The 26,149-nt window shown below is 64.5% G+C and carries 30 protein-coding genes and 1 tRNA gene; 17 read left to right on the plus strand and 14 right to left on the minus strand.

Annotated features, from left to right (window positions below):
• Positions 1-33 precede the first annotated feature (33 nt).
• From BMI86_RS19060 to BMI86_RS19070, 3 genes are all read right to left on the minus strand, one after another.
• On the minus strand, positions 34-465 hold the full coding sequence (locus BMI86_RS19060) for a glyoxalase superfamily protein (protein ID WP_078542744.1): 432 nt from the start codon (positions 463-465) through the stop codon (positions 34-36).
• Entirely contained in the window at positions 462-1,787 is a 1,326-nt protein-coding gene (locus BMI86_RS19065; protein ID WP_246831771.1) for an MATE family efflux transporter, read from the minus strand. Before BMI86_RS19065 ends, BMI86_RS19060 begins: the two co-directional genes overlap by 4 nt.
• 336 nt (positions 1,788-2,123) lie before the next feature.
• Entirely contained in the window at positions 2,124-2,966 is an 843-nt protein-coding gene (locus BMI86_RS19070; protein ID WP_078542776.1) for a MoxR family ATPase, read from the minus strand.
• A 238-nt stretch (positions 2,967-3,204) separates the two neighbouring features.
• Here BMI86_RS19070 and dksA point away from each other — a divergent pair, with 238 nt between their 5' ends.
• Together dksA and BMI86_RS19080 are read left to right on the plus strand one after the other, a co-directional pair.
• The gene (gene dksA / locus BMI86_RS19075) at positions 3,205-3,627 is read left to right on the plus strand and encodes an RNA polymerase-binding protein DksA (protein ID WP_078522815.1); all 423 of its coding nucleotides are present in this window, start codon (positions 3,205-3,207) and stop codon (positions 3,625-3,627) included.
• A 123-nt stretch (positions 3,628-3,750) separates the two neighbouring features.
• Positions 3,751-4,923 (plus strand): FAD-dependent monooxygenase, encoded by a 1,173-nt coding sequence (locus BMI86_RS19080; RefSeq protein WP_078542746.1) that lies wholly within the window; start codon positions 3,751-3,753, stop codon positions 4,921-4,923.
• Between the two features lie 287 nt (positions 4,924-5,210).
• Here the strand turns inward: BMI86_RS19080 and BMI86_RS19085 are convergent, their stop codons facing one another.
• The 8 genes from BMI86_RS19085 to BMI86_RS19120 form a co-directional block, all read right to left on the minus strand.
• Positions 5,211-6,293 (minus strand): 2'-deoxycytidine 5'-triphosphate deaminase, encoded by a 1,083-nt coding sequence (locus tag BMI86_RS19085; RefSeq protein ID WP_078542747.1) that lies wholly within the window; start codon positions 6,291-6,293, stop codon positions 5,211-5,213.
• Positions 6,294-6,354: 61 nt separating this feature from the next.
• Positions 6,355-6,432, minus strand: a tRNA-Pro gene (locus tag BMI86_RS19090).
• Positions 6,433-6,519: 87 nt separating this feature from the next.
• Positions 6,520-7,479, minus strand: coding sequence for a MerR family transcriptional regulator (locus BMI86_RS19095; RefSeq protein ID WP_078542748.1), 960 nt, complete (start codon positions 7,477-7,479; stop codon positions 6,520-6,522).
• 27 nt (positions 7,480-7,506) lie between these two features.
• Positions 7,507-7,806 (minus strand): integration host factor subunit alpha, encoded by a 300-nt coding sequence (ihfA, locus tag BMI86_RS19100; protein ID WP_078542749.1) that lies wholly within the window; start codon positions 7,804-7,806, stop codon positions 7,507-7,509.
• 145 nt (positions 7,807-7,951) lie between these two features.
• Entirely contained in the window at positions 7,952-8,926 is a 975-nt protein-coding gene (locus BMI86_RS19105) for a beta-ketoacyl-ACP synthase III (RefSeq protein WP_078542750.1), read from the minus strand.
• Positions 8,923-10,044 (minus strand): phosphate acyltransferase PlsX, encoded by a 1,122-nt coding sequence (gene plsX, locus BMI86_RS19110; RefSeq protein WP_078542777.1) that lies wholly within the window; start codon positions 10,042-10,044, stop codon positions 8,923-8,925. Before plsX ends, BMI86_RS19105 begins: the two co-directional genes overlap by 4 nt.
• A 78-nt stretch (positions 10,045-10,122) precedes the next feature.
• A complete protein-coding gene (gene rpmF, locus BMI86_RS19115) occupies positions 10,123-10,329 on the minus strand; it encodes a 50S ribosomal protein L32 (protein ID WP_078522810.1) in 207 nt (68 codons plus the stop codon).
• A 216-nt stretch (positions 10,330-10,545) separates the two neighbouring features.
• Entirely contained in the window at positions 10,546-11,136 is a 591-nt protein-coding gene (locus BMI86_RS19120; protein WP_078542751.1) for a DUF177 domain-containing protein, read from the minus strand.
• A 155-nt stretch (positions 11,137-11,291) separates the two neighbouring features.
• Here BMI86_RS19120 and bamE point away from each other — a divergent pair, with 155 nt between their 5' ends.
• The 10 genes from bamE to proB all read left to right on the plus strand — a co-directional run bounded on the left by bamE (position 11,292) and on the right by proB (position 20,441).
• Positions 11,292-11,759, plus strand: a complete 468-nt coding sequence (gene bamE / locus BMI86_RS19125) for an outer membrane protein assembly factor BamE (RefSeq protein ID WP_347430820.1) — start codon at positions 11,292-11,294, stop codon at positions 11,757-11,759.
• Positions 11,760-11,809: 50 nt separating this feature from the next.
• Positions 11,810-12,526 (plus strand): GNAT family N-acyltransferase, encoded by a 717-nt coding sequence (locus BMI86_RS19130; RefSeq protein WP_078542752.1) that lies wholly within the window; start codon positions 11,810-11,812, stop codon positions 12,524-12,526.
• Between the two features lie 140 nt (positions 12,527-12,666).
• Positions 12,667-14,496 carry an ATP-binding cassette domain-containing protein gene (locus BMI86_RS19135; protein ID WP_078542753.1) on the plus strand — a complete coding sequence of 610 codons (1,830 nt, stop codon included), beginning with the start codon at positions 12,667-12,669 and terminating at the stop codon, positions 14,494-14,496.
• Between the two features lie 154 nt (positions 14,497-14,650).
• Entirely contained in the window at positions 14,651-15,769 is a 1,119-nt protein-coding gene (locus BMI86_RS19140; RefSeq protein ID WP_078542754.1) for a CaiB/BaiF CoA-transferase family protein, read from the plus strand.
• 192 nt (positions 15,770-15,961) lie between these two features.
• The gene (locus BMI86_RS19145; protein ID WP_078522804.1) at positions 15,962-16,594 is read left to right on the plus strand and encodes a 50S ribosomal protein L21; all 633 of its coding nucleotides are present in this window, start codon (positions 15,962-15,964) and stop codon (positions 16,592-16,594) included.
• A 12-nt stretch (positions 16,595-16,606) separates the two neighbouring features.
• Positions 16,607-16,876, plus strand: coding sequence for a 50S ribosomal protein L27 (gene rpmA, locus BMI86_RS19150; protein WP_075775480.1), 270 nt, complete (start codon positions 16,607-16,609; stop codon positions 16,874-16,876).
• A 209-nt stretch (positions 16,877-17,085) separates the two neighbouring features.
• Positions 17,086-17,622 carry a GNAT family N-acetyltransferase gene (locus BMI86_RS19155; RefSeq protein WP_078522803.1) on the plus strand — a complete coding sequence of 179 codons (537 nt, stop codon included), beginning with the start codon at positions 17,086-17,088 and terminating at the stop codon, positions 17,620-17,622.
• Between the two features lie 72 nt (positions 17,623-17,694).
• Positions 17,695-18,210: a GNAT family N-acetyltransferase gene (locus BMI86_RS19160; RefSeq protein WP_078542755.1), complete on the plus strand. Its 516-nt coding sequence runs from the start codon at positions 17,695-17,697 to the stop codon at positions 18,208-18,210.
• A gap of 96 nt (positions 18,211-18,306) precedes the next feature.
• Positions 18,307-19,335, plus strand: coding sequence for a GTPase ObgE (obgE, locus tag BMI86_RS19165; RefSeq protein ID WP_078542756.1), 1,029 nt, complete (start codon positions 18,307-18,309; stop codon positions 19,333-19,335).
• Positions 19,323-20,441, plus strand: coding sequence for a glutamate 5-kinase (proB, locus tag BMI86_RS19170; protein WP_078542757.1), 1,119 nt, complete (start codon positions 19,323-19,325; stop codon positions 20,439-20,441). The genes obgE and proB overlap by 13 nt, the downstream gene beginning before the upstream one ends.
• 19 nt (positions 20,442-20,460) lie before the next feature.
• Here the strand turns inward: proB and BMI86_RS19175 are convergent, their stop codons facing one another.
• Positions 20,461-21,249 carry an enoyl-CoA hydratase gene (locus BMI86_RS19175; RefSeq protein ID WP_078542758.1) on the minus strand — a complete coding sequence of 263 codons (789 nt, stop codon included), beginning with the start codon at positions 21,247-21,249 and terminating at the stop codon, positions 20,461-20,463.
• A 63-nt stretch (positions 21,250-21,312) separates the two neighbouring features.
• Between BMI86_RS19175 and BMI86_RS19180 the strand changes: the two genes are divergently transcribed.
• The 3 genes from BMI86_RS19180 to rpsI all read left to right on the plus strand — a co-directional run bounded on the left by BMI86_RS19180 (position 21,313) and on the right by rpsI (position 22,946).
• Positions 21,313-21,741 (plus strand): PaaI family thioesterase, encoded by a 429-nt coding sequence (locus tag BMI86_RS19180; protein ID WP_078542759.1) that lies wholly within the window; start codon positions 21,313-21,315, stop codon positions 21,739-21,741.
• A gap of 240 nt (positions 21,742-21,981) precedes the next feature.
• Complete coding sequence (gene rplM, locus BMI86_RS19185) at positions 21,982-22,443, plus strand: 50S ribosomal protein L13 (RefSeq protein ID WP_078522797.1); 462 nt, start codon at positions 21,982-21,984, stop codon at positions 22,441-22,443.
• A 2-nt stretch (positions 22,444-22,445) separates the two neighbouring features.
• Positions 22,446-22,946 carry a 30S ribosomal protein S9 gene (gene rpsI, locus BMI86_RS19190; protein WP_078522796.1) on the plus strand — a complete coding sequence of 167 codons (501 nt, stop codon included), beginning with the start codon at positions 22,446-22,448 and terminating at the stop codon, positions 22,944-22,946.
• A 272-nt stretch (positions 22,947-23,218) separates the two neighbouring features.
• On the opposite strand, the gene bfr is transcribed toward rpsI, so the two are convergent.
• Both bfr and BMI86_RS19200 read right to left on the minus strand, forming a co-directional pair.
• Positions 23,219-23,704, minus strand: a complete 486-nt coding sequence (gene bfr / locus BMI86_RS19195; protein ID WP_078542760.1) for a bacterioferritin — start codon at positions 23,702-23,704, stop codon at positions 23,219-23,221.
• Positions 23,688-23,945: a (2Fe-2S)-binding protein gene (locus tag BMI86_RS19200; RefSeq protein ID WP_078542761.1), complete on the minus strand. Its 258-nt coding sequence runs from the start codon at positions 23,943-23,945 to the stop codon at positions 23,688-23,690. The genes bfr and BMI86_RS19200 overlap by 17 nt, the downstream gene beginning before the upstream one ends.
• A 181-nt stretch (positions 23,946-24,126) precedes the next feature.
• On the opposite strand from BMI86_RS19200, the gene BMI86_RS19205 reads away from it, so the two are divergent.
• Both BMI86_RS19205 and pssA read left to right on the plus strand, forming a co-directional pair.
• Positions 24,127-24,825, plus strand: coding sequence for a phosphatidylserine decarboxylase (locus BMI86_RS19205; RefSeq protein ID WP_078542762.1), 699 nt, complete (start codon positions 24,127-24,129; stop codon positions 24,823-24,825).
• A 21-nt stretch (positions 24,826-24,846) separates the two neighbouring features.
• The gene (gene pssA, locus BMI86_RS19210) at positions 24,847-25,593 is read left to right on the plus strand and encodes a CDP-diacylglycerol--serine O-phosphatidyltransferase (protein ID WP_078542763.1); all 747 of its coding nucleotides are present in this window, start codon (positions 24,847-24,849) and stop codon (positions 25,591-25,593) included.
• Positions 25,594-26,149 lie beyond the last annotated feature (556 nt).

The raw sequence follows: 26,149 nt of genomic DNA on the forward strand, positions 1-26,149 counted from the left end.
GGCACAGGGCTACCGCTCAAAGGAAATGTGAGATCAGGACGGCGCTTTCTCCAAGGTAAGATGGGGTGTGCCATCCGACGTTCTGCTGTGGCTGCACCCATCTTCGCGCAGAGTGCCACGAATGCGGGACCGCCAATTCGAGAAGCTGTCGAACCGCACCGTGTCAATCGGCTCATCCAGCGCGATTTCGACCCGGCGATGCGCGGCGGGACCCGAAAGGGCGACGATCTTTCCGCTAAAGGCTTGTCCGAGGTAGTGTCCGGTCACCCGGTCGCCCAGGGCAAGTTCCGGTGGTGCATTGCGTTGACTGAGACGGGCGTGAAGCGTGTTCCAGTCCCGCGCCCCATGTTGCCGGGCGACGAGTTCGAGAGCCTGGGCATGACTGACGGTCATACCCTGGGCCTGCAAGGCCTGACGCAGTGTCTTGGCCTGCGTCTTGACGGTGTCGAGGGATGCTTTTGTCATGCGGCTTCCTTCGCGTGCGGCGTTGCGGAGATGGGCACAGTGAGGCGGTTTCGGACGACAAGGATCAAGGCCAGCGCAAAGAGCGCGGCATCGGCGATGGGGAAGGCGAACCACAGGCCGTCGATCCCCGCCACTGCATTCAGGACAAGCAGCAGCGCGGGCGTCAGCAGCCACGGCTTGGTCAGGGTGAGTGCCGCGGTCCGGAGCGGATACCCCATCGCTTGAAAATGCAGGGCGAGGACGAGGATGGGGCCGCTGACGACGTAGAGGGCCGTCATCGGCCTCAGGATTGCGGCAACTGCCGAGACGACCTCCCGGTCGTTCGAGAACATCGCGCCCAAAGGCTTGCCCAGAAAGGCTCCGGTGAGCGTCACACCAAGACACCACAGGAACGCGCTTCCCATGGCAAGCCGCAAGGCTGCGCCCGCCCGATCCAGCCGGCCCGCGCCCGCGTTGTTGCCGGTGATGCTCTGAGTGCTCAGCGCGATCGCCATCTGTGGCAGGAAGGCCAGTCCGAGAATGCGTGTCACCACGCCGTAGGCCGCGATAAAGGTCGCATGGTTCGTGGCGGTGGTGCCGACGACGAGGAGAACCACGCTTGAAACCAAGGCCATCCCAATGAAGGTCAGGCACAAAGGGAGCCCGAGTGAGAAGATCTGCAGCCACCCCGACAGCCAGCTGTGGCGGCGGAGTGCCCCAAGGGGCAACAGGCCGCGATCGCGTTCCCGTAGGATCAGCAACAGCGCGAGGCCGAGAGTCTGCGCGCCCACGGTGCCGATTGCAGAGCCCGCCACCCCCAATCCAAACAGCACGATCGCGATGTAGTTCGCGCCGATGTTCAGGAGATTCACGAGCACCGAGAGCATGGCGATCTGCCCTGCACGTCCCTCGTTGCGCAGGGCATCGGCGTGCAGACCCAAAGCGAACTGGATTGGCGTGCCCAGGATCAGGATCAACAGATAGCTCTGCGCCCCACCTGCGACCGCCGCGTTTCCGGCTGCGAGTGCGGAGATGATGACAGGCCCCACCGACAAAGCACCTGCGATCAGCGCCGCGCTGATGGCGAGGGCCAGCCCGTGGGCACCTGCGAAGACGGCTCCAGCCTGTGTGCGGGCACCTGCGCCCAGATGGCGGGCGAGCAAGCTCGACATGCCGCCACCGGCCAAAGTCGTCAGTGCCGTGAGCAGCATGACGACCGGAAAGGCCAGGCTGACCGAGGCCAGGGCCTGGGCGCCGACGAAGCGCCCTACGAAGATCCCGTCTATGACGTTGAGCAGCCCACCCATCGACATGACCACCGCCATGGGCAGGGCGTTCGACACGAACAATCGTCCGACGGGCTGTGTCAGGAGACGGTTTTCAATTGCAGTAGATGCAGGTCCAGCGGACATGGCTCACTCCTCCGGAGAGGCATTTCGGATCGGGAGGGAGCCTGCATTGCCCACCTGCGAAATGCTTCGAGGGTGAGATGTCGTCTTGTTCCGGGCTTCACCGTGACTCGCGTCCGCAGGCGGCAGGTGCCCGGCACCTACCGGCTTCTTAAGAGGGAAGCCCATCAAGCGCAATAGGCCACGCAAGGTCGCGCGACCACGCGGCCCCGAGATGCATGATTGTTACGCTATAAAGTCCAGACCCGGAGGTAGGGGCTCAATCCGGACTCACCGCCCCTGACGTCGCGCCATGAAGGCCAGCCGCTCGAACAAATGCACATCCTGCTCGTTCTTCAGAAGAGCGCCGTGCAGTTTCGGCAGCAGGCTCGCGCCTTCGCGTTTGAGGTCTTCGGGGTTCAGGTCCTCGGCCAGCAGAAGTTTCAGCCAGTCGAGCACTTCGCTCGTCGAGGGTTTCTTCTTCAGGCCCGGGGTCTCGCGGATCTCGTAGAACTGGCTCAGCGCCTCGGTCAGCAGACGGTCCTTGATGTCGGGGAAGTGGACGGCGACGATTTCGCGCATCACCTCCGGCTCGGGGAAGCGAATGTAGTGGAAGAAGCAGCGGCGCAGGAAGGCGTCGGGCAGTTCCTTCTCGTTATTCGAGGTGATGATGACGACGGGGCGGTGTTTGGCCCGGATCGTCTCGCCGGTCTCGTAGACGTGGAACTCCATCTTGTCGAGTTCCTGCAGGAGGTCGTTCGGGAACTCGATATCGGCCTTGTCGACCTCGTCGATCAGCAGCACGACTTTCTTGCCCGCCTCGAACGCCTGCCAGAGCTTGCCCTTGCGGATGTAGTTCTTCACGTCGTTGACGCGCTCGTCGCCCAGTTGGCTGTCGCGCAGCCGGCTGACGGCGTCATATTCGTAAAGCCCCTGCTGTGCCTTGGTGGTGGATTTGATGTTCCACTCGACCATCTCCATCCCGAGGCTCTGCGCCACCTGCCGCGCCAGTTCCGTCTTGCCGGTGCCCGGCTCGCCCTTCACCAGAAGAGGGCGCTCCAGCGCCACGGCGGCGTTGACCGCGACGGTCAGATCGGGCGGGGCGACATAGCTGTCGGTCGATTGAAATTGCACGGGGAACACGCTCCGGTTTCGAGATCGCTGCGCAATGATCTTGCGCAAATCGTTTGCAACCTATCTGCGCCAAAATGCTGCCGCAACCCGGGCGTAAGAATTGATGAGGAAACACGCAGTCCGGGCGAATGCGGACGTGACAACACTGTGTTCTTGGGGTATTGCCTCGCCCGAGGAGAGTTGGCCGATGGCGAATGACGATCATGGTGACGCCCCCGGCACGTATGAGAGGGCAGGTATGAGAGCTGAAGTATTCCTTCCGGATGATTATCGTCCGGCCGAGAATGAACCCTTCATGAATGACCGGCAGCTGGAGTATTTCCGCAGAAAGCTTCTGGCGTGGAAGGCCGAACTTCTCGAACAATCCGCTGAAACGCTCGAAGGTCTCGCGGAATCCGCGCGCAACGTGCCCGATATCGCCGATCGCGCCTCCGAGGAAACCGATCGTGCGCTGGAACTGCGTACCCGCGACCGTCAGCGCAAGCTGGTCAGCAAGATCGACTCGGCGCTGCGTCGGATCGACAATGGCGAATACGGCTATTGCGAGAAGACCGGGGAGCCGATCTCGCTCAAGCGTCTCGATGCGCGTCCGATCGCGACTATGACGCTGGAAGCGCAGGAAAAGCACGAGCGCCGCGAACGGGTGCATCGCGACGACTGATCGCCCGCGCGCACTGCGTGTGGTGATGCACAAAACGCGCGTTGCCTTCGGGCGGGAAGGCGCGCAAAACAATTCGACACCGGCACCGCCAAGGTGCCGGTGTTCGCATTTGAAGGAGGTCCCATGCTGATCGGGCGCAAGGTTACGGTTCTGGGTGCGGGGATCGCGGGGCTGACCGTGGCGCGGGCTCTGGCGATGCGCGGCGCGGATGTCGAGGTGCTCGAACAGGCCGAGGCGATACGCGAAGTCGGCGCCGGGCTGCAGGTCTCGCCCAACGGGGCGGCGGTGCTGCGCGCTCTGGGGCTGGGTAAGGCGCTGGAGGCTGCCGGGCCGCGCGCCGAGGCGGTGCGGCTCGTCGATGGAGAGACCGGGAGCCAGGTCGCCAAGCTCGACATGGCGCGGCTGCGCCCCGATGCGGATTACCATTTCGTCCATCGCGCCCGGCTGATCGAGTTGCTGGCCGATGGGGCGCGTGAGGCGGGGGTAAAAATCCGCCTGTTGCAACAGATCGAGCGGGTGGACCTGTCCGGGCCGCATCCGGTGCTGCACACCAAGCAGGGCGCCGAGATCGAAACCGACCTGCTGATCGGCGCGGACGGGCTCAATTCCAAGACGCGCGAGGCGCTCAACGGGCGGGTGGCGCCCTTCTTCACCCATCAGGTGGCGTGGCGCGCGCTGGTGCCGTGCGACGATTCCGAGCCGAAGATCGCACAGGTCTTCATGGGCGCGGGCAAGCATTTGGTGAGCTATCCGCTGGGCCGGGGGCTGCGCAATGTCGTGGCCGTCGAGGAGCGGCATCGCTGGGTCGAGGAAAGCTGGGCGCTCGAAGACGATCCGATCAATCTGAGGACCGCCTTCGAGGATTTTTGTCCGACCGTGCGCGGTTGGCTCGATCAAGTCGAGAAGGTGAACCTCTGGGGGCTGTTCCGTCATCCGGTGGCCGAGCGCTGGTTCGCGCCCGGTGTCGCGATTCTGGGTGATGCCGCGCATCCGACGCTGCCTTTCCTCGCGCAGGGAGCCGTGATGGCGATGGAGGATGCCTGGGTTCTGGCCGAGGCGCTTGCCAATTACGAGACCGACGACGTGGCCTTCGCCGCCTATCAGAACGCGCGCTGGGATCGCTGCGATCAGATCGTGACGGCGGCGAACAAGAACGCGCGGAACTATCACCTGTCAGGGGCTCCGCGCACCTTTGGTCATCTCGCATTGCGTGCTGCCTCGCGGTTCACGCCGGAGCGGCTGGTGGGGCGGTTCGACTGGATCTACGGGTATGATGTGACGCAGCAGGCGGGGTAGGGCGGTGGTGCCCGCCTGAGGGCGCATAGGGCTGCGCCCGACCTCGGGTGGGCGCGAGCAACTTATGCGGTCTGTGATTTATCTAGACGTATCCTTGAGACATCTGTGCGCGCAGTGGCGGTGCAATAGCGCCCTCCCGGGGGGAGGTCGGGCGCTGCCCAGGGCTGGTCGCCCCGGGCGGTAACAAAGACCTCACGTCTCGCCAGTTCAGAGCTTTCCCCGGCCCTTCGCTTGCGCTTCGGGCGTTCGCCGGGGCGTCCTTCCACTGTAAGTACGCGTGTCCCGGCTCACCCCATCCGGAAATGTTTGGCGAGCTTCAGGCCCTGTCCCTGATAGTTCGAGGCGATGTCCTTGCCGTAGAGCTGGCGCGGCTCCTCGGCCATGCGCTCGTAGACGAGACGGCCAACGACCTGCCCATGCTCGAGCGCGAAGGGGGCCTCGTGGCAGCGCACCTCCAGCACCCCGCGCGAGCCGGTGCCGCCAGCAGCGCCATGTCCGAAGCCGGGATCGAAGAAGCCTGCGTAATGGACGCGGAATTCGCCGACCATCGCCAGATAGGGCGCCATTTCGGCGGCGTGATCGGGCGGGATCGTCACGGCCTCGCGGCTGACGAGGATATAGAATGCGCCGGGGTCGAGGATGATGCGGCCATCTGAGGCGCGGACCTCTTCCCAGAAATCGCGGGCCGGGTAATGGCCGATCTTGTCGATGTCGATCACCCCGGTATGGGGTTTGGCGCGGTAGCCCACCAGATCGCCCTCGGCGGGCTTCAGATCGACCGAGAAGCCCAGGCCCTCGTCGATCACGGCGGGGCCGTCCACAAGCGGCTCCTGCTGGTGCAGGATCTTCAGCTCGGCATCGCTGAGCACCGCCTGACCGGCGCGGAAGCGGATCTGGTTGAGTCGCATTCCCGGCCGCACCAGCACCGAGAAGCTGCGCGGGCAGATCTCTGCATAAAGCGGGCCGTTATAGCCCTCGGGGATTCGGTCGAACTCGGTGCCGTCATCGGTAATCAGGCGCGTGAGCAGATCGAGCCGCCCGGTGGAGCTTTTGGCATTGGCGACCGCCGTGACGCCCTCGGGCAGCGCGAGGGTCTCCATCAGCGGCACGAGATAGACGCAGCCCTTTTCCAGCACCACGCCGTCATCGGTCAGCGCCATGCGGTGCATCTCGAAGTCATGCAGGCGGTGGGCGACCTTCTGCCCCTTGCCCGCGAGGAACGAGGCGCGCAGCCGATAGGCCACGGTGCCAAGCCGCAGGTCGAGGCTCGCAGGTTGGATCTGTTCGGGGATGATGGCTGGCTCGGCGGCGATCTCACCGCGCGTGATCATGTCTTGCAGCATCGTGTCAGGCAGCACGCCGATGGTCATCCGATCCCTCCTCCGGATACACGAACGCCCACCCCGATGAAGAGGTGGGCGTTTGTCGAATTGGTCGGGCTGGCGAGATTCGAACTCACGACCTTCCGTCCCCCAGACGGACGCGCTAACCAGGCTGCGCCACAGCCCGACGAGGGGGATATAGTGCGAACCGGGCGGCGGGTGCAAGCAGTTAGTGAGAGAAATTTCACGCCAATTCGTCCGGGGTTAAGATCACTCATTCCGCCTGCGCGGAGCCATGCTGTGCGAGCCGCACCTGAAGGGCCTGCGCACGCAGGCGCAACATGCGCAGATCGCCGCGATCGGCGGGGCTCAGCCGCGCCGGATCGAGCGTGCGCAGCCCATGTAACAGCCGTGCGAGATCGGCCCGTGCAGCGATTTTCGCGGCGCGTTCCTGCGGACCACGATCGATCGTCATCGCCACGACAGGGGCCATCGGCTCCGGTTCGGGTTCGACATCGAGCGCCATCGGGGCCTCTGCGTCTTCATCCCACGCGTCTTCTTCCGGGGATTCGCTGGAGGCGGTCTCCGACTCGTCGAAGAAGGAAGGCTGCGACGGGGCAGGGAAGGGGGTCACCGAGCCACCCTGATGGGCCTCGACGGGGGCGTCCTCGGTGGGGCTGAGATCGAGCAGTTCCTCGGGGCGCTCAGGAAGCGCCTCGGTCTGGGACACGTCTTGAGCTGTATCCTGCGCGCTGTCCTCGAGAGAGGCCGCCTCTTGCGGGGCTTCCTCCTGCGGAGCGATCTCTTCCGGCGCTGCCTCGGTCGACTCGGGCTCGCTCGGGGGCGCGTCCTGCGCGTGAGGCTCCTCTTGCGGGGCCGGGCTGTGCTGGGGCGCGGCAACAGGGGCAATCGGCTCTGGGGCGCTCTGCGTGGCCTCATCGGCCTCGCGCTCATCCTCGACGCTGACCTCGCCACGCGCAGCCACTTCGCGGATGCCTTCCTCGCGCAGCAGCTTCTGCACGCCGCGGATGGTCATGCCTTCGTCATGCAGCAGATGCTTGATGCCGCCCAGAAGCGCCACATCGGCAGGCCGGTAATACCGCCGCCCACCGGCACGCTTCACCGGTTTCACTTGCGTGAATTTGCTCTCCCAGAACCGAAGAACATGGGTCGGCGTGTCGAGAAGGTCTGAAACCTCAGAGATCGTCCGAAACGCGTCGGCGGATTTACCCATCGGTAGGACCTGTCATTTGCTATCGGGTTACTTCGAGTTGCCCGCCGCCACGCGGTCCTTCATCAGATGCGAGGGACGGAAGGACAGCACGCGACGCGGAGAGATCGGAACCTCATCGCCGGTCTTGGGATTGCGGCCCATGCGCTTGGCTTTCTCGCGCACCGAGAAGGTGCCGAAAGAGCTGATCTTGACCGTCTCCCCCTCCACGAGGGCGTCGGACATATGCTGTAGCACGCTTTCGACGAGCTGCGCCGATTCATTGCGCGACAATCCGACTTCGCGGAACACCGCTTCGCTCAGATCCATGCGCGTCAGGGTCTTCGACATCCTATCCCCCCGGATAAAGAGTTTCGCTAACAGTGACCGACCGTAATTCCCGAGTCAATATCAAGCACTTGGCGGACGGGATTGATGCGCGGGCTCACGCGCGTTTGCGCGGGAATCGCGTAAAACGAATGCAGGGAGGCCGCGCTTACCAGCGCAGGACGACCGAACCCCATGCCAGACCGCCGCCGATCGCCTCGGTGACCAGCACCTGGCCCTCCTTGATCTGGCCGCGTTGCTTGCCGACCGAGAGGGCCAGCGGGATCGACGCCGCGGAGGTGTTGCCGTGGTCCTGAACCGTGACGATCACGCGGTCCATCGGCAGCTGCATCCGTTCGGCCGTGGCCGAGATGATGCGCAGGTTCGCCTGATGCGGCACGATCCAGTCGACGTTCTCGCCGGTGAGCCCGGCCTTATCGAGCGCCTTGTGCGCGGTTTCGGCCAGTTTGGTGACGGCATGTTTGAAGACCGCGTTGCCCTGCATGCGCAGATGGCCCGCCGTGCCGGTGGTGGAGACGCCACCATCGACATAGAGCAGGTCCTTGTAGCGCCCGTCGGAATGAAGATCAGACGACAGGATGCCGCGATCGTTCGCCGTGCCGGTGCCTTCGGCGGCCTCGAGGACCAGCGCGCCCGCGCCGTCGCCGAAGAGCACACAGGTGCCGCGGTCGGTCCAGTCCATGATCCGCGAGAAGGTCTCGGCGCCAATGACCAGCACCCGCTCTGCCTGCCCCGACAGGATCAGCCCGTTCGCATTGGTCAGCGCGAAGATGAAGCCTGCGCAGACGGCCTGCACGTCATAGGCAAAGCCCGTGGTCGAGCCCAAGCCCGCCTGAACCATCGTGGCGACGGAGGGAAAAGTGCTGTCGGGCGTGGAGGTCGCGACGACGATCGCGTCGATCTGGTCGACGCTCATGTTCGCATCTTCGAGCGCGGCTTTCGCGGCCTTGATCGCGAGATCAGAGGTATATTCTCCTTCGGCGGCGATATGGCGACGCTCGATCCCGGTACGCCCGCGAATCCATTCATCCGTGGTATCGAGCGTTTTCTCGAACTCGGCGTTCTCGACGACGCGCTCGGGCAGGTAATGGCCTACGCCGCGCACCACGGATCTGATCGTCATTGGCTGCTCTCGCTTTTCTCGGCGGCAGATGGCGCGCCGGATTTGGTCTCATCCTGCCCCGAGGGAAGGGTGGTGGCAACCCGTGCGGCAAGCTTCGCGCCGAAGCCCGAGCGTGCCAGACGGGCGGCCAGTTCGATCGCGGCGGCGAAGCTGGTGGCATCCGCCGAGCCGTGCGATTTCACGACCGTGCCGTTGAGGCCGAGGAAGACGCCGCCATTGGCGCGGCGCGGATCGGTCTGGTGACGCAGGCGCTTGAGCGCGCCCATCGCGAAGAGGGCGCCCAGCTTCGACATCACCGAAGAGGTCAGCGCCTCGCGCAGGAGTTCGGCCACGAATTTCGCGGTGCCCTCGCCGGTCTTCAGCGCGACATTGCCGGTGAAGCCGTCGGTCACGATTACGTCGGCGCGTGCGCCGGCCAGCTCGTTGCCCTCGACGAATCCCGCGAAGTCGAACTGGCCCGCCTCTTGCGCGTTGCTGATCAGCTCATAGGCTTCTTTGAGTTCGGGGCGGCCCTTGTGCTCTTCGGTGCCGATATTCAGCAGACCGATGCGCGGACGCTCCAGTCCCAGCGCGTTGCGCGCGTAGGAGGTGCCCATCAGAGCATAAGTCAGAAGATCCTCCGCATCGGCTTTCACGTCGGCGCCCATGTCGAGCATGACGTTCCAGCCCGCAGGCCCCCGGGAGGGCCAGAAGGAGGCGATGGCCGGACGGTTCACGCCCGGCATTTTGCGCAGCCGCATCATCGAGATCAGCATCAGCGCCCCGGTATTCCCGCAGGAGACCGCGACATCGGCCTCCTTGTCGCGCACCGATTCGATGGCCGACCACATGGAGGTGTCCTGCCCGTTGCGCAGAACCTGCGCGGGCTTGTCCTCCATCGTGACGGTTCGTTCGGCGTGGCGCAGATCGACACAGTCGCCAAGATCGTGCTTGGCGATCAGCGGTTCGAGCTGCGGGCGCGGGCCGTGGATGATGAAATGCAGATCGGGGTGAGCGCGATGCGCCTTCGCGACGCCGGCAATCGTGGCCTCGGGGCCAAGATCACCACCCATCGCGTCGACGGACAGAACGACAGCGCCGGCATTCGCCGGCGCTTTGCCCTTCTGGGCGGCTCGCATTTCTGCGGCCTTCATCTGCGATCCCGTCTGCGGCTGGTCCTGCGTATCTTGCATGACGTGCGGCGCGGGTCGACGGGCTTACGCCGCGTCGTCGTCCAGATCGACCTCTTCGGTCAGAGCGACGACCTCACGGTCGGCGTAGTGACCGCAGGACGGGCAGACGTGGTGCGGGCGCTTGAGTTCGCCGCAGCTGGGGCATTCCGCCGGGTTGCCAGCGGTAAGCGAGTCGTGGGCGCGGCGCATGTTACGGCGCGAACGCGTGACTTTATTCTGAGGGACAGCCATGTCTCAACCTCGGGGTTTCGGGGGCCAGTAGCCCGTGTTTGCGGCGTTACAGCCCTGATTTTCCTTGTGGTTTCGTCACTTGGCCGAAAGCGTCTCTCGGGGTGCGAAGCCAAACGTCGAATGAGGCCGGGAACATACTCGGATTCTTTTTCCGTGCAAGCCTTTTTTCCGGCCTTTTTTCAAGCGGTTTCGGGCGGTGCGAAACCGCGTCTGCCACTATGCGTCGCCCTTACCGTTTTCGCCCTTGGCAAGCAAGTCGCGCAGATTGGCAAATGGCTTCATCTGCTCGTCGCTGAGCGGCTCGGCGCCCGGCTCGGTCACCTGCGCGCCTTCCAGTTCCGCGTCTGCTGCACGCGGATAAAGCGGCAGGGCCAGCTCCATCGCCTCGAGCGCGACCACGCCGAGATTCACCGTCGTGGGCAACGGTTCGGCGGTGTCATCCTCGGGCATCTCGACCTCTTCGGAGGTCGGCATCTCCATATCGGCGAGATAACGCCGCACCACCTCTTCGCGAATATCGGTCGTGACCGGGGCGAGGGTGATCACACAATCCTGAACCACGCGGGCCTCGAGGGTCGCACGCAATTCCCAGTCCGAGCGGCCCTTCGGCGCGAGCTCGCCCTTGAGACGCAGCGCCTCGACGCCGCGAATATCTGCCCAGTCTGCAATCGCCTTGAGCCGCTCTCCCTTGGCTTCGATGTCGAAGCGCGTGGGTTTGCGGCTGGGCAGATCGGCCAGCCGCATCGGCTCGCTCCAGATCGTCTCGGGGGCGGCGGGCAGGTCGGGATCGACGGGGGTCTGTGTCATGTCCGGCTCCTTGTTTTGGGTCGCTCGGTGTTGTCCTGCGACCCTTTGCATGCGCCCGAGTGCCCAATCGGCGCGCTCTAGCGCTTGAGGGCGGCGCAGTCATGATGTAAGCGTCACTAAAAGCCCGAAGTGTCAGAGGCAATAGGGGGTTGCAGGTGGGGATCGGTTCTATGATGCGCAAGGCCATGCTGTTTATCGCGTTCGGCGTGGTGCTTTTCGCGGGCGCCTGCTCTCCGATTTACCGTAACCACGGCTATGTGCCGATTGACCAAGACCTCGCTCAGATCGAGGTCGGCAAGAGCACGCGTGATGATGTCGCCGCCGCGATCGGGCGTCCCAGTTCGACCGGGCTTCTGGAAGGCTCGGGCTGGTATTACGTCGGTTCGCGCTGGAAAACCGTGACCTGGCACGCCCCTGAGGAAATCAGCCGGGAAGTCGTCGCCGTGTCGTTCAACGACAATGGCGTCGTCACCAATGTCGAACGCTTCGGGCTTGAAAAAGGTCAGGTCGTGACGCTGTCGCGCCGCGTGACCGAGAGCAAAGTCAAGGGCATCGGCTTCCTGCGTCAGCTGATGGGCTCGATCGGTCGTATCAATGCAGGTCAGGTTCTCGGCGACAACTGATCGCGGCGGGGCGGCCGATAGCCGGCTGCCGCCATGACCCGCGAGGTCGTATGTCCCTGAGTTTCGCAAAAGGCGCCTATCAGGTCCGCGAGGCCGCAAGCGCGGATGTTCGAGAGGCGGTGCTGCGCCTGCGCGCCGATGCGTTTCGCGCCGGGGCTTCCGATGCAGACCGCTTCGACCCGCTTTGCCGTCACATCCTGATTTGCGACGATCACGGACCCGCCGCTGCCGCGCGGCTTTTGCTGCTGGAGGACGGGGCGGCGCTGTCTGAGGGCTATTGCGCACAATTCTACGATCTCGCGCCGCTCGCCCAATGGGCCGGGCCGATCCTCGAGCTAGGCCGCTTCTGCACCCGTCCGGGGCTGCGCGACCCGGATGTGCTGCGTCTGGGCTGGGCCGCGATCACACGGATTGCGGAGGAAAGCGGGGCCGGGTTGATGGTCGGATGTTCCTCGTTCACGGGAAGCGACTGGCAGACGCATCGCGCAGGGCTTGCCCATCTCGCATCCCGCGCGCTTGGCCCCGCCGCGTTGCGCCCGCGTCCCAAAGCCCCCGAACGCGTGGACTATCCTGCCGCGCTGGCGGGAGAGGCGGGCGATATCAGTGCACTGCCGCCGCTGCTGCGCTCTTATCTCGGCATGGGCGGTTGGGTGTCTGATCACGCGGTGATCGACCGCGACCTCGACACCTGTCACGTCTTCACCGCGCTGGAGATCGCCGCGATCCCCGAGGCGCGGCGGCGCAGCTTGCGGGCGCTGGCGTTATAAGCCGGGCGGCTGGGCGGCTTGAGAGGGCCGATGCCTCCGGCGGGGATATTTGTTCCAAGGGGAAGGGGCGCGGGCGCCCATGAAGGCTGGGTCGCGCATGGCCCATTGACCTTTCGCCAAGGCCCGCTTAGCTCGCGAGCATGGCACGTGCACCGCTTTTACAGCTTTCCGACATCTCGCTCACCTTCGGCGGCAATCCCGTTTTCGAAGGGCTCTCCCTCACCGTTCAGCAAGGCGACCGAGTCGCGCTGGTGGGCCGAAACGGCTCGGGCAAATCCACCTTGATGAAGGTGATGGCCGGGCTGGTGGAGCCGGGTTCGGGCACGCGAGTCGTGCCGCCGGGCATTTCTGTGGGCTATATGGAGCAGGAGCCCGATCTGTCGGGCTTCGCGACCTTGGGCGATTTTGCCGCCTCCGAGCTGGACCCTGCCGAGGCCTATAAGGTCGAGATGGTCGCCGAGGGGCTGAAGTTCAAACCCGAGACCCCGGTCGAGACGGCCTCGGGGGGCGAGCGTCGCCGCGCGGCGCTGGCGAAGCTTCTGGCCGAGGGGCCGGAGCTGATGCTGCTCGACGAGCCGACGAACCATCTCGATATCGAGGCGATCGCCTGGCTGGAAAACCAGCTGAAGGAGACCCGCAAGGCCTTCGTGCTGATCTCGCACGACCGCGCCTTCCTGCGCGCGCTGACCCGGGCCACACTCTGGATCGACCGCGGAGAAGTGCGCCGCAATGAAGAGGGCTTCGAGACCTTCGAGGAATGGCGCGAAAAGGCTTGGGCGGAGGAAGACGACGCCCGTCACAAGCTCAATCGCAAGATCAAGGCCGAGGCGCGTTGGGCGGTCGAAGGCATCTCGGCGCGGCGCAAGCGCAATCAGGGCCGGGTGCGCGCGCTGCAGGCGCTGCGCGCCGAACGCGCGGGTCAGATCAAGCGGCAGGGCGTGGCCGCGATGGAGCTCGACTCGGGCCAGCAATCGGGGAAGCGGGTGATCGAGGCCACAGGCCTGTCCAAGCGCTATGGCGACAAGCAGATCGTGAAGGATTTCGACCTGCGCGTGCTGCGCGGGGACCGCGTGGCTTTCGTCGGTCCCAACGGTGTCGGCAAGACCACGCTTCTGAAGATGCTGACCGGCGAGGTTGAACCCGATGAGGGCGCGGTGAGGCTGGGCACGAATCTCGAGATCGCCGTGTTCGATCAGGCGCGCGCGACGCTCAATCCCGAGCAGACGCTGTGGGACGGGCTGGTCAACGACCCGGACATGGCGGTGAAGGGGCGCTCCGATCAGGTGATGGTGCGCGGCACCCCGAAACATGTCGTGGGCTACCTGAAGGACTTCCTCTTCGACGAGCAACAGGCGCGCGGCCCGATCCGGGCGCTCTCGGGCGGCGAGCGCGCGCGGCTTTTGCTGGCGCGGATCATGGCCAAACCCTCGAACCTGCTGATTCTCGACGAGCCGACCAACGATCTCGACGTGGAGACGCTCGATCTGCTGCAGGATCTGCTGGGCGAATATGACGGCACGGTGCTGTTGGTCAGCCACGACCGCGATTTCATCGACCGGGTCGCCAGCACGACCATCGCGATGGAAGGCGACGGGCGCGCCACTGTCTATGCGGGCGGCTGGTCGGATTATCAGGCGCAGAAGGCCGAGGCCGCACCGGAGACCAAACCCGCGCCGAAGAAGGACGCCCCCAAGGCAGAGGCTAAGGCCGCCGCGCCCCAGAAAGCTGCGCCGAAGAAATCCGGCCTCAGCTTTACCGAGAAACACCGGCTGGAAGAGCTGCCCGGCGTGATCGAAAAGCTCGAACACGAGATTTCCAAGATCAACGAATTGCTCGCCGATCCCGATCTCTTCACCCGCGAGCCTGTGAAATTCGCCAAGGCCACCGAGATGCTGAGCGACCGCCAGTCGGCGCTCGACGCGGCCGAGGTCGAATGGCTCGAGCTCGAAGAGAAGGCGCAGAACGCCTAGACCCTTCGCGCGCGGCTCGGTCGGATGCCTCCGGCGGGGATATTTGATCCAAGCCGAAGGGGAGGGCATTCTCTTTCGGATTGGCAGAAATATCCCGGGGGCTGGCGGAGCCAGCGGGGCAGAGCCCCTCTGACGGGGCGATAAGGAGGGGCGAATGGCCAAGCGAACCGGGGGCAAGGGGACGGGACCGCTCAGCGGGCTGCGCATCGTCGAGATTTCCGGACTGGGGCCGACGCCGTTTGCGGCGATGTGTCTGGCGGATTTCGGGGCCGAGGTGATCCGCATCGCGCGACCCTGCTCGGGCGGGGCTGAGAATCATGTGCTGGGGCTGGAGGTCGACGTGCTCGACCGGGGCCGCGACGTGGTCGAACTGGATCTGAAATCCGACGCCGGGCGCGAAGCGGTGCGCACTCTGATCGCCCGCGCCGATGGGGTGATCGAAGGCATGCGGCCGGGCGTGATGGAGCGGCTTGGGCTGGGGCCCGAGGATTTCCCCGATCATCCGGCGCTGGTCTATGGAAGGATGACGGGCTGGGGGCAGCAAGGACCGCTGTCGCAAACCGCGGGCCATGACATCAATTACCTGTCTCTGACCGGGGCGCTGCATGCGATGGGCGGAGAGGCGCCCGCGATCCCGCTCAATCTTCTGGGCGATTTCGGCGGTGGTGGAATCTATCTGGCATTCGGGATGCTGGCGGCGCTGTGGCGCGCGCGCGAGACCGGGCGGGGGCAGGTCGTCGATTGCGCGATCACCGACGGGGTGGCGCATCTGATGGCGATGATCACCGGGATGGCCGGGCAGCGGGCATGGGTGGATCGGCGGCAGGCGAATCTGCTCGATGGCGCCGCGCCATTCTACACGGTCTATGAATGTGCCTGCGGCGGGCATATGGCGGTTGGGGCGCTGGAGCCCCAATTCTATGCGGCGTTGATCGCGGGGCTGGGATTCGCGCCCCATGACTTGCCTGCGCGCGAGGCTCGTGCGAACTGGCCGGCCTTGCGGGATACTTTCGCCGAGCGCTTTGCGACTCGCAGCCGGGATGACTGGGCCGGGATCTTCGCGGGCAGCGATGCCTGTGCGACGCCGGTGCTGTCGATCGCTGAGGCGATCGCGCATCCGCAGAACGCCGAAAGAGAGGCGTATGTCGATCTCGACGGCATCGCCCAGCCTGCCCCCGCGCCACGGCTCTCGGCGACGCCGGGGCAGGCGGGCGCGCAGGGGCGGCGGCTCTCTGCGGCGGAGGCGCTCGCCCGCTGGAGCGAATGCGGATAAAACCTCGTTTTTCCTTGACAGATGGGGGCTGATCCCCGATATCGGCCCGACCCGGCGGAGAGTCTTCTTTCCGCCGGGCCTCGTTTTTGCAACTTCGCTCCCATGAGGAGCGCGCAGTCCGACGGCGGGCCGACAGGTCCAACGAACTCCGATCAGGGGCCACAGGGCGCGGATGAAGAAAAGGAAAGACCCATGTTTGCGGTCCTCAAGACCGGCGGCAAGCAATACAAGGTTCAGGCGGGCGATCTGCTCCGCGTAGAACTGCTCGCAGCCGAAGCTGGCGATAAAGTCCAGTTCAACGAGATTCTGATGGTCGGCGGCGACAAGCCCCAGTTCGGCACCCCGCTCGTCGAAGGTGCGGCCGTGCAGGCGGAAGTCATCGACAACATCAAGGCCGACAAGGTCATCACCTACCACAAGCGTCGTCGTAAGCACTCGTCGCAGCGTACCCGTGGTCACCGTCAGCAGCTGACCCTGCTGCGCGTCACCGACGTCCTCGCCACCGGCGGCGACAAGTCGGGCGTGAAGGAAGCCGTGGGCACCGCGATCGCACGTCGTGCAGCGCATGGTGGCAAAGGCGAAGCCGCTCCGGCCAAGCCCGCCAAGGCCGCTGCTGCTCCGAAAGCCGCGCCGAAGGCTGATGCCGCCGTCGCGGAAGCGGACGATCTGAAGGTCATCACCGGTCTCGGCCCGGCGGCCGAGAAGAAGCTGAACGAAGCTGGCATCACCACCTACGCTCAGCTCGCTTCGGTCGATCCCGAAACCTTTGAAGCTACCAAGGTCAAGCCCGACTGGGTCGAGCAGGCCAAAGAGCTCGCGAAATAAGGAGAGACACCCATGGCACACAAGAAAGCAGGCGGTTCATCCCGTAACGGCCGCGACTCTGCGGGTCGTCGTCTTGGCGTGAAACTGTTCGGCGGTCAGGCAGCGATCCCGGGCAACATCATCGTGCGTCAGCGCGGCACCAAGTGGTGGCCGGGTGAGGGCGTCGGCCTCGGCAAGGATCACACCATCTTTGCAACGGCTGAAGGCCGCGTCACCTTCCATAAAGGCCTCAAGGGCCGCACCTTCGTATCGGTCCTCCCGGCTGCGGAGGCCGCCGAGTAACCCGACCGACGAAAGTGTCACAAAATCGGGGGATCGGCTGAAAGGCCGGTCCCCTTTCTCTTTGCACTGCAGCACGCAAATGTTTGCAGTCGCGGCGAGAAAATTTACCGGGTCGGGGGATGTATCGTCATCCTACTGTCCTATTTATTTACTAGGACCACGCGGCAGGAGGAGCCGCCGGTTCGTCCGCGTTTCGAGGAGGAGCGCCCATGTACCAGGAGACGATTTCCACCCAACCCGTGATCGAAACGGAGCGCTTCGTGCTGCGCCCGCTGCGCCGTTCGGATGCCGGTCTGATCGAGATGTATTCCGGCGACAAACGCGTCGCCGAAGGCACTCGTGCGATCCCGCATCCGCTGCCGCCCGGCACGGCCGAGAATTTCATCACACGCGCACAGGCTGACGACCGCGTCGAAGACGTCTGGGCGATCGATGGCTCGCGCCATGGCATGGGCGAGCTGCTGGGTGTCGTCTCGCTGACCCGTCTCGACGACGATCAGTCCGAGATCGGCTATTGGGTTGGACCGGGGTTCTGGAATACGGGCCTCGCCTCCGAGGCGGTCGCCGCGATCATCGAAGCGAACCCGCAAGACGCGCGCACGCTTTTTGCCGAGGTGTTTCAGGACAATCCGGGCTCGGCCCGTGTCCTGACCAATTGCGGCTTCGAGTATCTGGGCGATGCGGAAAGCTGGTCGCTCGCGCGCGGTCGCCATGTTCCGACCTGGACCTATCTGCGCAAAATGTAACGCAGACCGCGCGCGGGAACGGGAGGGCGCTGCCCTCCCGAACCCTCCCGGGATATTTGGGCCAAGAGGAAGATGCACCGGATCGAAACGCCGCGCCTTGTCTTGCGTCCCCTGACTTCGAAAGATGTCGATGCGATCACGCATGCCGCGAATGATTTCGAAGTCGCGCGCTGGCTCGCGAAGATGCCGTATCCCTACACCAGAACCGATGCCGAGGCATTCGTCGCCGCCAATCGCGAGAATTTCGGGGGAGTCTGGGGAATCACGCGACAGGGCGATTTTTGTGGAGTGATCGGAAAGGTCGGCGCATTCGGCTATTGGTTGGGGCGAGACCATTGGGGCCACGGTTATGCGACCGAAGCAGGGCGTGCCGTCATCGCTGTGCATTTCGATACCGCGGATGCGAAGCCGCTTGCGGCGGGCTATTTCGAGGGCAATCACCGCTCGCGCAGGGTTCTCGAGAAGCTCGGATTCCGCATCACAGGCGAGTCGCTTCAGGAAAACCGGGCATTGGGGCGAAAGCTCCGGCACTTCGACATGATCTGCGAGACCCCGCCTCGCGATGCGCATTCCCCTTCCTCTTGGTGAAAATATCCCGGGGGGGTGGGGGCAGCGCCCCCACGCGGCGCTTGATCCTGCGCGCGCGGACGGCTATCCCGGCGCCTTGATGAAAGGGGTCTGACCATGAAATTCCTCGATCTCGCCAAGGTCTATATCCGCTCGGGTGGCGGCGGCGCGGGCTGCGTCTCGTTCCGGCGCGAGAAATATATCGAATTCGGCGGCCCCGATGGCGGCGACGGCGGCAAGGGCGGCTCGGTCTGGATCGAGGCGGTCGAAGGGCTCAACACGCTGATCGATTTCCGTTACCAGCAGCATTTTTTCGCAAAAACCGGCCAGCACGGCATGGGCAGCCAATGCACCGGCAAGGACGGCGATGACGTCGTGCTGAAAGTGCCGGTCGGCACCGAGATCCTCGATGAGGATCAGGAGACGCTGATCGCCGACATGACCGAGGTGGGTCAGCGCGTGCTGCTCGCCAAGGGCGGCAATGGCGGCTGGGGCAACCTGCATTTCAAATCTTCCACGAACCGTGCGCCGCAACGCGCGAATCCCGGTCAGGAAGGCGTCGAGCGCACGATCTGGCTGCGCCTGAAGCTGATCGCGGATGCGGGGCTTCTGGGTCTGCCCAATGCGGGCAAGTCGACTTTCCTGGCTGCGACCTCGAACGCGCGGCCGAAGATTGCGGATTATCCCTTCACGACGCTGGTGCCCAATCTGGGCGTTGTCGGTATCGACGGGCGCGAATTCGTCGTGGCCGATATTCCGGGGCTGATCGAGGGCGCCTCTGAGGGGCGGGGTCTGGGCGATCAGTTCCTCGGTCATGTCGAGCGCTGCTCGGTGCTGCTGCATCTGGTGGATGGCACGGCGGAAGATCCGGTCGAGGATTGGCGCACGATCATCGGCGAGTTGGAGGCCTATTCGGCAATCCTCGCCGAGAAGCCGCGCGTCACCGTGCTCAACAAGATCGACGCGATCGACGAAGAGACGCTGGCCGAGCGCCAGGCGGAGCTTGAAGAGGCCTCGGGTGGGCGCGTGATGCTGATGTCGGGCGTGTCGAAGAAGGGCGTGCCGGATGTGCTGCGCGCGCTCTGGGCGGAGATCGCCAAGGACAAGCCGAAGCCGGAGGACGAGGGCGGAGCATGGCAACCGTGAGCGCGCCCGCTCTGGCGCAGGCAAAGCGTCTGGTGATCAAGATCGGATCGGCGCTGCTCGTCGATCAGAGCGGATTGCGCGCGGATTGGCTGCGCTCGCTGGCCGCTGATGTCGCTGCGCTGCGGGCACGCGGAACTGGCGTGGTGATCGTGTCCTCCGGGTCCATCGCCTTGGGGCGTCGGGTGCTCGGTCTCGCGGGCGCAACGCTGCCGCTTGAGCAGAGCCAGGCCGCGGCGGCGGTGGGACAGATCCGCCTCGCGCGGGCCTATGAGGAAGTTCTGGGGCCGCATGACGTGAGCACCGCGCAGGTTCTGGTGACGCTCGAAGATACCGCCGACCGACGCCGCTACCTCAATTCGCGCGCGACGCTAGAGACGCTGCTGAGCCTCGGCGTCGTGCCCATCGTGAACGAGAACGACACGGTCGCGACCGACGAGATTCGCTTCGGCGACAACGACCGGCTCGCCGCCCAGATCGCTGTGACGATCGGCGCCGATCAGCTGCTCCTGCTGTCCGATGTCGACGGGCTTTACACCGCGAACCCCAAGACCGACCCGAGCGCCGAGCATCTGCCGGTGATCGAACATATCACCCCCGAGATCGAGGCGATGGCGGGCGATCCCGTCTCAGGCCTCTCGAAGGGTGGGATGAAGACGAAACTGCTGGCGGCGAAGGTCGCGGTGGCGGGGGGCTGTGCGATGGCGATTGCGGAAGGCTTCGCCGAGCATCCGGTGGCCGCATTGGGGCAGGGCGGGCGCTGCAGCTGGTTCCTGCCGGAGGGCGATCCGCAGGCGGCGCGCAAACGCTGGATCGCGGCGATGAAGCCGCGGGGCGAGCTGTTCGTCGATGAGGGGGCCGCCAATGCGCTGCGCTCTGGCAAGTCGCTGCTGCCCGCAGGGGTCACCAAGGTCGTCGGACGCTTCGGGCGCGGCGATCCGGTCACGATTGCGGGGCCGGACCGTGCGGTGCTGGGCAAGGGGCTCGTGCGCTACACCGGCGACGAGGCGCGGCTGATCGCGGGGCACCGCTCGGGCGAGATCGAGGAGATCCTCGGCTATCCCGGCCGCGCGGCGCTGATCCATCGCGACGATATGGTGGTGGGCTGAGCGGGTTTACTCCGCCCCCTCATTCGGCCCAGTCCGGCTTGCGCTTCTCGATGAAGGCCTGCACGCCTTCCTTCGTATCACGCCAGAGCATGTTCTCGACCATCACCGCAGCCGTGTGCTCATAGGCCTGCGCGAGGTCCATATTGGCCTGGTCGTAGAAGGCGCGCTTGCCGATCTTCACGGCGGCGCCCAGCTTGCCTGCGATGGTCTGCGCCAGCTTCTCGGTCTCGGCGCCAAGCTCCTCATGCGGCGCGATGCGATTGACCAACCCGACCTCGCGGGCGCGGGCGGCATCGATGAACTCGCCGGTGGTCAGCATCTCGAAGGCCACCTTGCGCGGCACGTTGCGCGAGAGCGCCACCATCGGGGTCGAGCAGAACAGCCCGATATTCACCCCGTTCACCCCGAACCGCGTGCCTTCGGCCGCCACGGCCAGATCGCAGGACGCGACCAGCTGACAGCCGGCGGCGGTCGCGATGCCATGCGCCTCGGCGATCACCGGCTGGGGCAGGGCCGGGATCATCTGCATTACCTCGGCGCAGCGGAAGAAGAGATCGGCGAAATAGGCGCGGCCCTGATCCTCGGCCTCGCGCCCGCGCTGCATCTCCTTGAGGTCATGGCCCGCGCAGAACGCCTTACCCGCGCCGCGCAGCACCACGACCTTGATGCTTGTATCCTCGGCCAGCTCAGAAAACCGCGCCTTGAGCGCGGCCAGCATCGCATCGGACAGCGCGTTGAGACTGCCGGGGCTGTTCATCGTCAGATGCGCCACCGCGCCATTATCCTCGCGGATCACCAGATCGGTCATTGAAACTCCTCCTCTTTGGCGAAACTCTAGGAGCGAGCGAGGGACAAGAAAAGGGGAGGGCGCATGGCGCTGGTAATGGATCGCGACGAGCTCGCGGAATTTCTCGACGAGGCGTTTCCGCAGGTGAAAGGCGACTTCGCGATCGAGGCACTCGATGAGGACGAGCTCGTGGTGCGCCTGAAGGTGGAAGAGCGCCATTTGCGGCCCGGCGGCACGGTCTCGGGGCCGAACATGTTCGCGCTGGCCGATGTCGGGATCTATATCGCGATCCTCGCGCGGATCGGGCGCGTGGCGCTGGCGGTGACGACGAATGCGAGCATGGATTTCATGCGCAAGCCCGCCGCAGGGGCCGACCTGATCGCGAAGATCCGGGTACTCAAGCTGGGCCGCGTCCTCGCCGTGGGCGATGCGCTGATCTATTCCGAGGGGGACGATCGACCCGTTGCGCGCGCGAGCATGACTTATTCGATCCCGCCGCGGGCGATGGGGTAGGGCGCTGCGCACTCTGCCTCTTCGCCTTGGCGCAAATATCCCGGGGGAGGCGCGGATGCGCCGTAGGCAGAGCCTCTAACCCGGCCCAACATCGCGTCGAGATGTGGGGTATTTTGATACCTAATTTTTATCGCATTGTTTTTGCTAAATAAATTCCGTCGCAACCCACTTGAAAACGCGTCCGGAATCGCGCAAAAGCCCGCATCAGAATTCGAAATACCCCACAAGGGCAGATCACAGATGAAAACCTACACCGCAAAACCCGCGGAGATCGAGAAGAAATGGGTCATCATCGACGCTGAAGGCGTCGTGCTGGGCCGTCTCGCGTCGATCGTCGCAATGCGTCTGCGTGGCAAGCACAAGGCCACCTTCACGCCGCACATGGACATGGGCGACAACGTCATCGTCATCAACGCCGACAAGGTGCAGATGACCGGCAAGAAGCGTGACGACAAGACCTACTACTGGCACACCAACCACCCCGGTGGGATCAAGTCGCGCACCGCGCGTCAGATCCTCGAGGGCGCGCATCCCGAGCGCGTGGTTATGAAGGCGGTCGAGCGCATGATCTCGCGCAACCGTCTGGGTCGTGCGCAGATGGCGAACCTGCGTGTCTACGCTGGTGCCGAGCATCCGCACGAAGCGCAACAGCCTGAAGTTCTCGACGTCAAGTCGATGAACAAGAAGAACACCCGGAGCTGATCATGGCCGACGATATCAAGACCCTCGACGATCTGAAATCGGTCGTGACCGGCTCGGACAACGCTGGCGCCACCGAAACCGAAACCTCCACGCCCCGTGAGCCCGTGCGCGACGCGCAAGGCCGCTCCTATGCCACCGGCAAGCGTAAAGACGCGGTCGCCCGCGTCTGGGTCAAGCCGGGCACCGGCAAGGTCGAAGTGAACGGCAAGGCTATGGACAAGTACTTCGCGCGTCCCGTGCTTCAGCTGATCGTGAACCAGCCCTTCGGCGTGGCGAATGTGGACGGCCAGTTCGACGTCTACGCGACCGTCGCAGGCGGCGGCCTCTCGGGCCAGGCCGGTGCAGTCAAGCACGGCATCTCGAAAGCGCTGCAGCTCTACGATCCCTCGCTGCGTCCGGCTCTGAAAGCCGCAGGCTTCCTGACCCGCGACTCGCGCGTTGTGGAACGTAAGAAATACGGCCGTGCGAAAGCCCGTCGTAGCTTCCAGTTCTCGAAGCGCTAAACTTCGCGAATACGACTTGGAAAGCGGCTCCCATTCGGGGGCCGCTTTTCGTTTGGGGCTCCGCCCCCGGCGCGTGCCGCGCCTCCCCCGGGATATTTCGGGCAGTTGGAAGGGCCGCGCGGGCTCTGATTTCCAACTGCGTCAAATATCCCGGGGGTGAATTCGGCGAAGTCGAAGCGGGGGCGGCGCCCCCGATCTTTTGCCCGCAAAAAAGAAGAAGGCGCCCCGTTCGGAGCGCCTTCGGGCCTGTCTGACCTGCGAGGGGCGGGGGCTTACTCCGCCTCGTCCATCTTCGCGGCGTTGAGCAGGGCGTAGTTCTGCGCGCCCACGCGGTCGTAGAGATCGAGCTGCGTCTCGAGGAAATCGACATGGCCTTCCTCATCCGCGATCAGTTCCTCGAACAGATCCTTCGAGACGTAATCGCGTACGCTTTCGCAATGGTCGCGCGCCTCGCGATAGAGGGTCAGCGCGTCATGCTCTCCTGCGAGGTCGCATTCGAGCGTTTCGCGCGGGCCTTCGCCGATGCGCAGCGGGTCGAGTTTTTGCAGGTTGGGATGGCCTTCGAGGAACAGGATGCGCGCGATCAGCTTGTCGGCGTGATGCATCTCCTCGATGGATTCCTCGCGCGATTTCTTCGCCATCGCGGCAAGGCCCCAGTCCTCCTGCATTCGGAAGTGCAGCCAGTATTGCGAAACGGCCGTCAATTCGCTGCGCAGAGCTGCGTTGAGATAGTCGATGACCTTAGCGTCGCCCTTCATGTCGTCTTCCTTCCATTGGTGCCTGTCTCAGCCCGGTCAGTTCGACCGGCACTTTCAAATTGGTATTCTTGCGCATCGTGGAAAGAAAGAGCGGCATGCATCCACCGCAGTCGGCCCGCTTCCCGAGCGCGTGATAGATCTTGCCCGGGGTGATGATCGTGCTCGGGTCCGATTTGCGCATCCAGTCGATGGCGGCATGGATGTCGCGATCGCTGATAGCCTGACAATGGCAGATGATCATGGTCGTGTGCCCTGTTTCCGAGGAGGGGGATTCCTGTCCGCCCATAGGTGAGTAGTTTTGTCGGAAATGTCAATCCGACAGAAAGAGTCGGGCATAAAGCTGCCTCCGGTGCCAATTCCCCGCCCCGTTTCCATCGCCGCGCAACTGGGGTAAGCACGGGCAAACAGTTCAAGAGGCCCGTATGTCCGTCTCCATGCTCTCCACCTTCGTCAAACCGATGCATCCCGAAGGGCGCAAGTTCGTCGCCATCTTCGCGGGCATCACGTTCATCCTTTTCCTGATCTGGGAGCCTCTGGGCTGGATCGGGGTCGGGCTGACCGTCTGGTGCTATTACTTCTTCCGCGATCCGCCGCGGGTGACGCCCACCCGCGAGGGGCTTATGGTCTCGCCCGCCGATGGCGTGGTCTCGCTGCTGGAACCGGCCGTGCCGCCGGCGGAGCTGGGCCTCGGCGACAAGCCGATGACCCGCGTCTCGGTCTTCATGTCGGTCTTCAACTGCCACGTGAACCGGCTGCCCTGCGCGGGGCGGGTTTCGAAGGTCGCCTATCGCCCGGGGAAATTCCTCAATGCCTCGCTCGACAAGGCAAGCTCGGACAATGAGCGCAACGGGCTTGCCGTGACGCTGCCCGACGGGCGCCAATACGGGGTCGTGCAGATCGCAGGCCTCGTCGCGCGGCGCATCCTGTGCTGGTCGAAAGAAGGCCAGAGCCTGATGACCGGCGAGCGCTTCGGCCTGATCCGGTTTGGCTCGCGTCTAGACATCTACCTGCCCGAAGGGGTGAACCCGCTCGTCTGCATCGGCCAGAACATGGTCGCGGGCGAAACCGTGATCGCCGATCTCGAAAGCACGGAACAAGCGCGCTCCGGCGGCATTCGGTAAGAGAGGCTCGAGGAGGGCGCGATGAAAGACCACGAACTCGACCCGCATGAAAAGGACCGGTTGCCGTTTCTGCAACTGGTGCCGAACCTCGTCACGATTGCCGGGATGGGGCTGGGGCTGACCTCGATCCGTTTCGCGATGGATGACCGGTTCGAGAGCGCGGTGGTGCTGATCCTGCTCGCGGCGCTGATCGACGGGATGGACGGGTTGCTCGCGCGACGACTCAATGCGTCCTCGGATTTCGGAGCGGAGCTCGACAGCCTATCCGACTTCCTCTGCTTCGGCGTGGCGCCCGGTCTTCTGCTCTACCGCTTCGCCCTGGGGGAGACGCACGCCTTCGGCTGGGTCTTCGTGCTGGTCTATACCGGGGCGGCCTGCCTGCGCCTCGCACGGTTCAACGTGATGCGCGCCGAGCCCGAGTCGATGCGCCACTTCACGGGGGTGCCCGCACCCGCAGGGGCAGGGCTCGCCCTATTGCCGATGTTCGTCAGTTTCGCCGATCTCGGCGATGCGCGCGCGGTGCCGGTGGTCGTGGCGGTCTGGCTGGGCTTCGTCGGTCTGCTGATGATCTCGCGGATTAAGACCTTCTCGCCCAAAGCGATGCGCATTCCTCGCCGCGCGGTGGGTGTGCTGCTGATCGGCACGGTCATCGCGGTGGGGATGGTCTTCACGCGGATCTGGCTGCTGATGGTGATCCTGGCTGCGATCTACGCGGCGATGCTGATCCCCGCGATCTGGAAAGCGCGCGGGAGAATTCTGCGCGCGTGATCGGCCAATCGTTTGAGGCCCCGAGCTCTCTGAGATTCATCGAGCGCCGCTCCTCCGGGGGCGGCGTTCGCGATTCAGGGGGGCGTGGGGCAGGGCGGGGGCGATTCACCTGAGAGGCGGGCGCGATTCACCCGGTGATCAATGTGAATCCGGGTGATTTGCGCGTAGCAGAGTCGGGTGACCCCGGGGCAGTATAGGGCGATTCCTTGTCGGCCTTTCGGCCCCAAGCCCATCGCCTTTGCTTTTCGCCGTTTTTTTGACCAACAAAATAAGGGCTTCGAGAAAAAAGTGACGATCAGATGAAAAAACCTGTTGCGGACCACGGTCGCTATGCGTAGAACGCCTCTCACCGAAGCGGCACACACCGCAACGGGGCGCCGGAAGGGCCAGCAACGCTGACACGGACGGCAACGAACACTACTGAGGTTTGAGGGCGGGCTGCGCTACAAAGTAAGCGCTTCCGGTTCTTTTTGGCCTCACGCTCTTTGACATTGATAGATATCTGAAGAGATATGCGGGCGGTTTGGTCGATGATCGATGCGGACCGGAGCATATC

Source organism: Thioclava sp. DLFJ5-1, from assembly GCF_002020115.1.
GTDB lineage: Bacteria > Pseudomonadota > Alphaproteobacteria > Rhodobacterales > Rhodobacteraceae > Thioclava > Thioclava sediminum.

What these genes read in the sequence shown, in the direction of transcription:
- dksA (WP_078522815.1), top strand. Translation starts at nt 3,205, where the DNA reads ATGAGAGCTGAAGTATTCCTTCCGGATGATTATCGTCCGGCCGAGAAT.
- proB (WP_078542757.1), top strand. Translation starts at nt 19,323, where the DNA reads ATGGCAACCGTGAGCGCGCCCGCTCTGGCGCAGGCAAAGCGTCTGGTG.
- BMI86_RS19135 (WP_078542753.1), top strand. Translation starts at nt 12,667, where the DNA reads ATGGCACGTGCACCGCTTTTACAGCTTTCCGACATCTCGCTCACCTTC.
- rpmA (WP_075775480.1), top strand. Translation starts at nt 16,607, where the DNA reads ATGGCACACAAGAAAGCAGGCGGTTCATCCCGTAACGGCCGCGACTCT.
- BMI86_RS19205 (WP_078542762.1), top strand. Translation starts at nt 24,127, where the DNA reads ATGTCCGTCTCCATGCTCTCCACCTTCGTCAAACCGATGCATCCCGAA.
- plsX (WP_078542777.1), bottom strand. Translation starts at nt 10,044, where the DNA reads ATGCGAGCCGCCCAGAAGGGCAAAGCGCCGGCGAATGCCGGCGCTGTC.
- BMI86_RS19120 (WP_078542751.1), bottom strand. Translation starts at nt 11,136, where the DNA reads ATGACACAGACCCCCGTCGATCCCGACCTGCCCGCCGCCCCCGAGACG.
- BMI86_RS19060 (WP_078542744.1), bottom strand. Translation starts at nt 465, where the DNA reads ATGACAAAAGCATCCCTCGACACCGTCAAGACGCAGGCCAAGACACTG.
- bfr (WP_078542760.1), bottom strand. Translation starts at nt 23,704, where the DNA reads ATGAAGGGCGACGCTAAGGTCATCGACTATCTCAACGCAGCTCTGCGC.
- BMI86_RS19130 (WP_078542752.1), top strand. Translation starts at nt 11,810, where the DNA reads ATGTCCCTGAGTTTCGCAAAAGGCGCCTATCAGGTCCGCGAGGCCGCA.
- BMI86_RS19155 (WP_078522803.1), top strand. Translation starts at nt 17,086, where the DNA reads ATGTACCAGGAGACGATTTCCACCCAACCCGTGATCGAAACGGAGCGC.
- rplM (WP_078522797.1), top strand. Translation starts at nt 21,982, where the DNA reads ATGAAAACCTACACCGCAAAACCCGCGGAGATCGAGAAGAAATGGGTC.
- BMI86_RS19140 (WP_078542754.1), top strand. Translation starts at nt 14,651, where the DNA reads ATGGCCAAGCGAACCGGGGGCAAGGGGACGGGACCGCTCAGCGGGCTG.
- rpmF (WP_078522810.1), bottom strand. Translation starts at nt 10,329, where the DNA reads ATGGCTGTCCCTCAGAATAAAGTCACGCGTTCGCGCCGTAACATGCGC.
- BMI86_RS19145 (WP_078522804.1), top strand. Translation starts at nt 15,962, where the DNA reads ATGTTTGCGGTCCTCAAGACCGGCGGCAAGCAATACAAGGTTCAGGCG.
- BMI86_RS19180 (WP_078542759.1), top strand. Translation starts at nt 21,313, where the DNA reads ATGGCGCTGGTAATGGATCGCGACGAGCTCGCGGAATTTCTCGACGAG.
- BMI86_RS19175 (WP_078542758.1), bottom strand. Translation starts at nt 21,249, where the DNA reads ATGACCGATCTGGTGATCCGCGAGGATAATGGCGCGGTGGCGCATCTG.
- BMI86_RS19080 (WP_078542746.1), top strand. Translation starts at nt 3,751, where the DNA reads ATGCTGATCGGGCGCAAGGTTACGGTTCTGGGTGCGGGGATCGCGGGG.
- BMI86_RS19095 (WP_078542748.1), bottom strand. Translation starts at nt 7,479, where the DNA reads ATGGGTAAATCCGCCGACGCGTTTCGGACGATCTCTGAGGTTTCAGAC.
- obgE (WP_078542756.1), top strand. Translation starts at nt 18,307, where the DNA reads ATGAAATTCCTCGATCTCGCCAAGGTCTATATCCGCTCGGGTGGCGGC.
- rpsI (WP_078522796.1), top strand. Translation starts at nt 22,446, where the DNA reads ATGGCCGACGATATCAAGACCCTCGACGATCTGAAATCGGTCGTGACC.
- pssA (WP_078542763.1), top strand. Translation starts at nt 24,847, where the DNA reads ATGAAAGACCACGAACTCGACCCGCATGAAAAGGACCGGTTGCCGTTT.
- ihfA (WP_078542749.1), bottom strand. Translation starts at nt 7,806, where the DNA reads ATGTCGAAGACCCTGACGCGCATGGATCTGAGCGAAGCGGTGTTCCGC.
- BMI86_RS19160 (WP_078542755.1), top strand. Translation starts at nt 17,695, where the DNA reads ATGCACCGGATCGAAACGCCGCGCCTTGTCTTGCGTCCCCTGACTTCG.
- BMI86_RS19200 (WP_078542761.1), bottom strand. Translation starts at nt 23,945, where the DNA reads ATGATCATCTGCCATTGTCAGGCTATCAGCGATCGCGACATCCATGCC.
- BMI86_RS19085 (WP_078542747.1), bottom strand. Translation starts at nt 6,293, where the DNA reads ATGACCATCGGCGTGCTGCCTGACACGATGCTGCAAGACATGATCACG.
- BMI86_RS19105 (WP_078542750.1), bottom strand. Translation starts at nt 8,926, where the DNA reads ATGACGATCAGATCCGTGGTGCGCGGCGTAGGCCATTACCTGCCCGAG.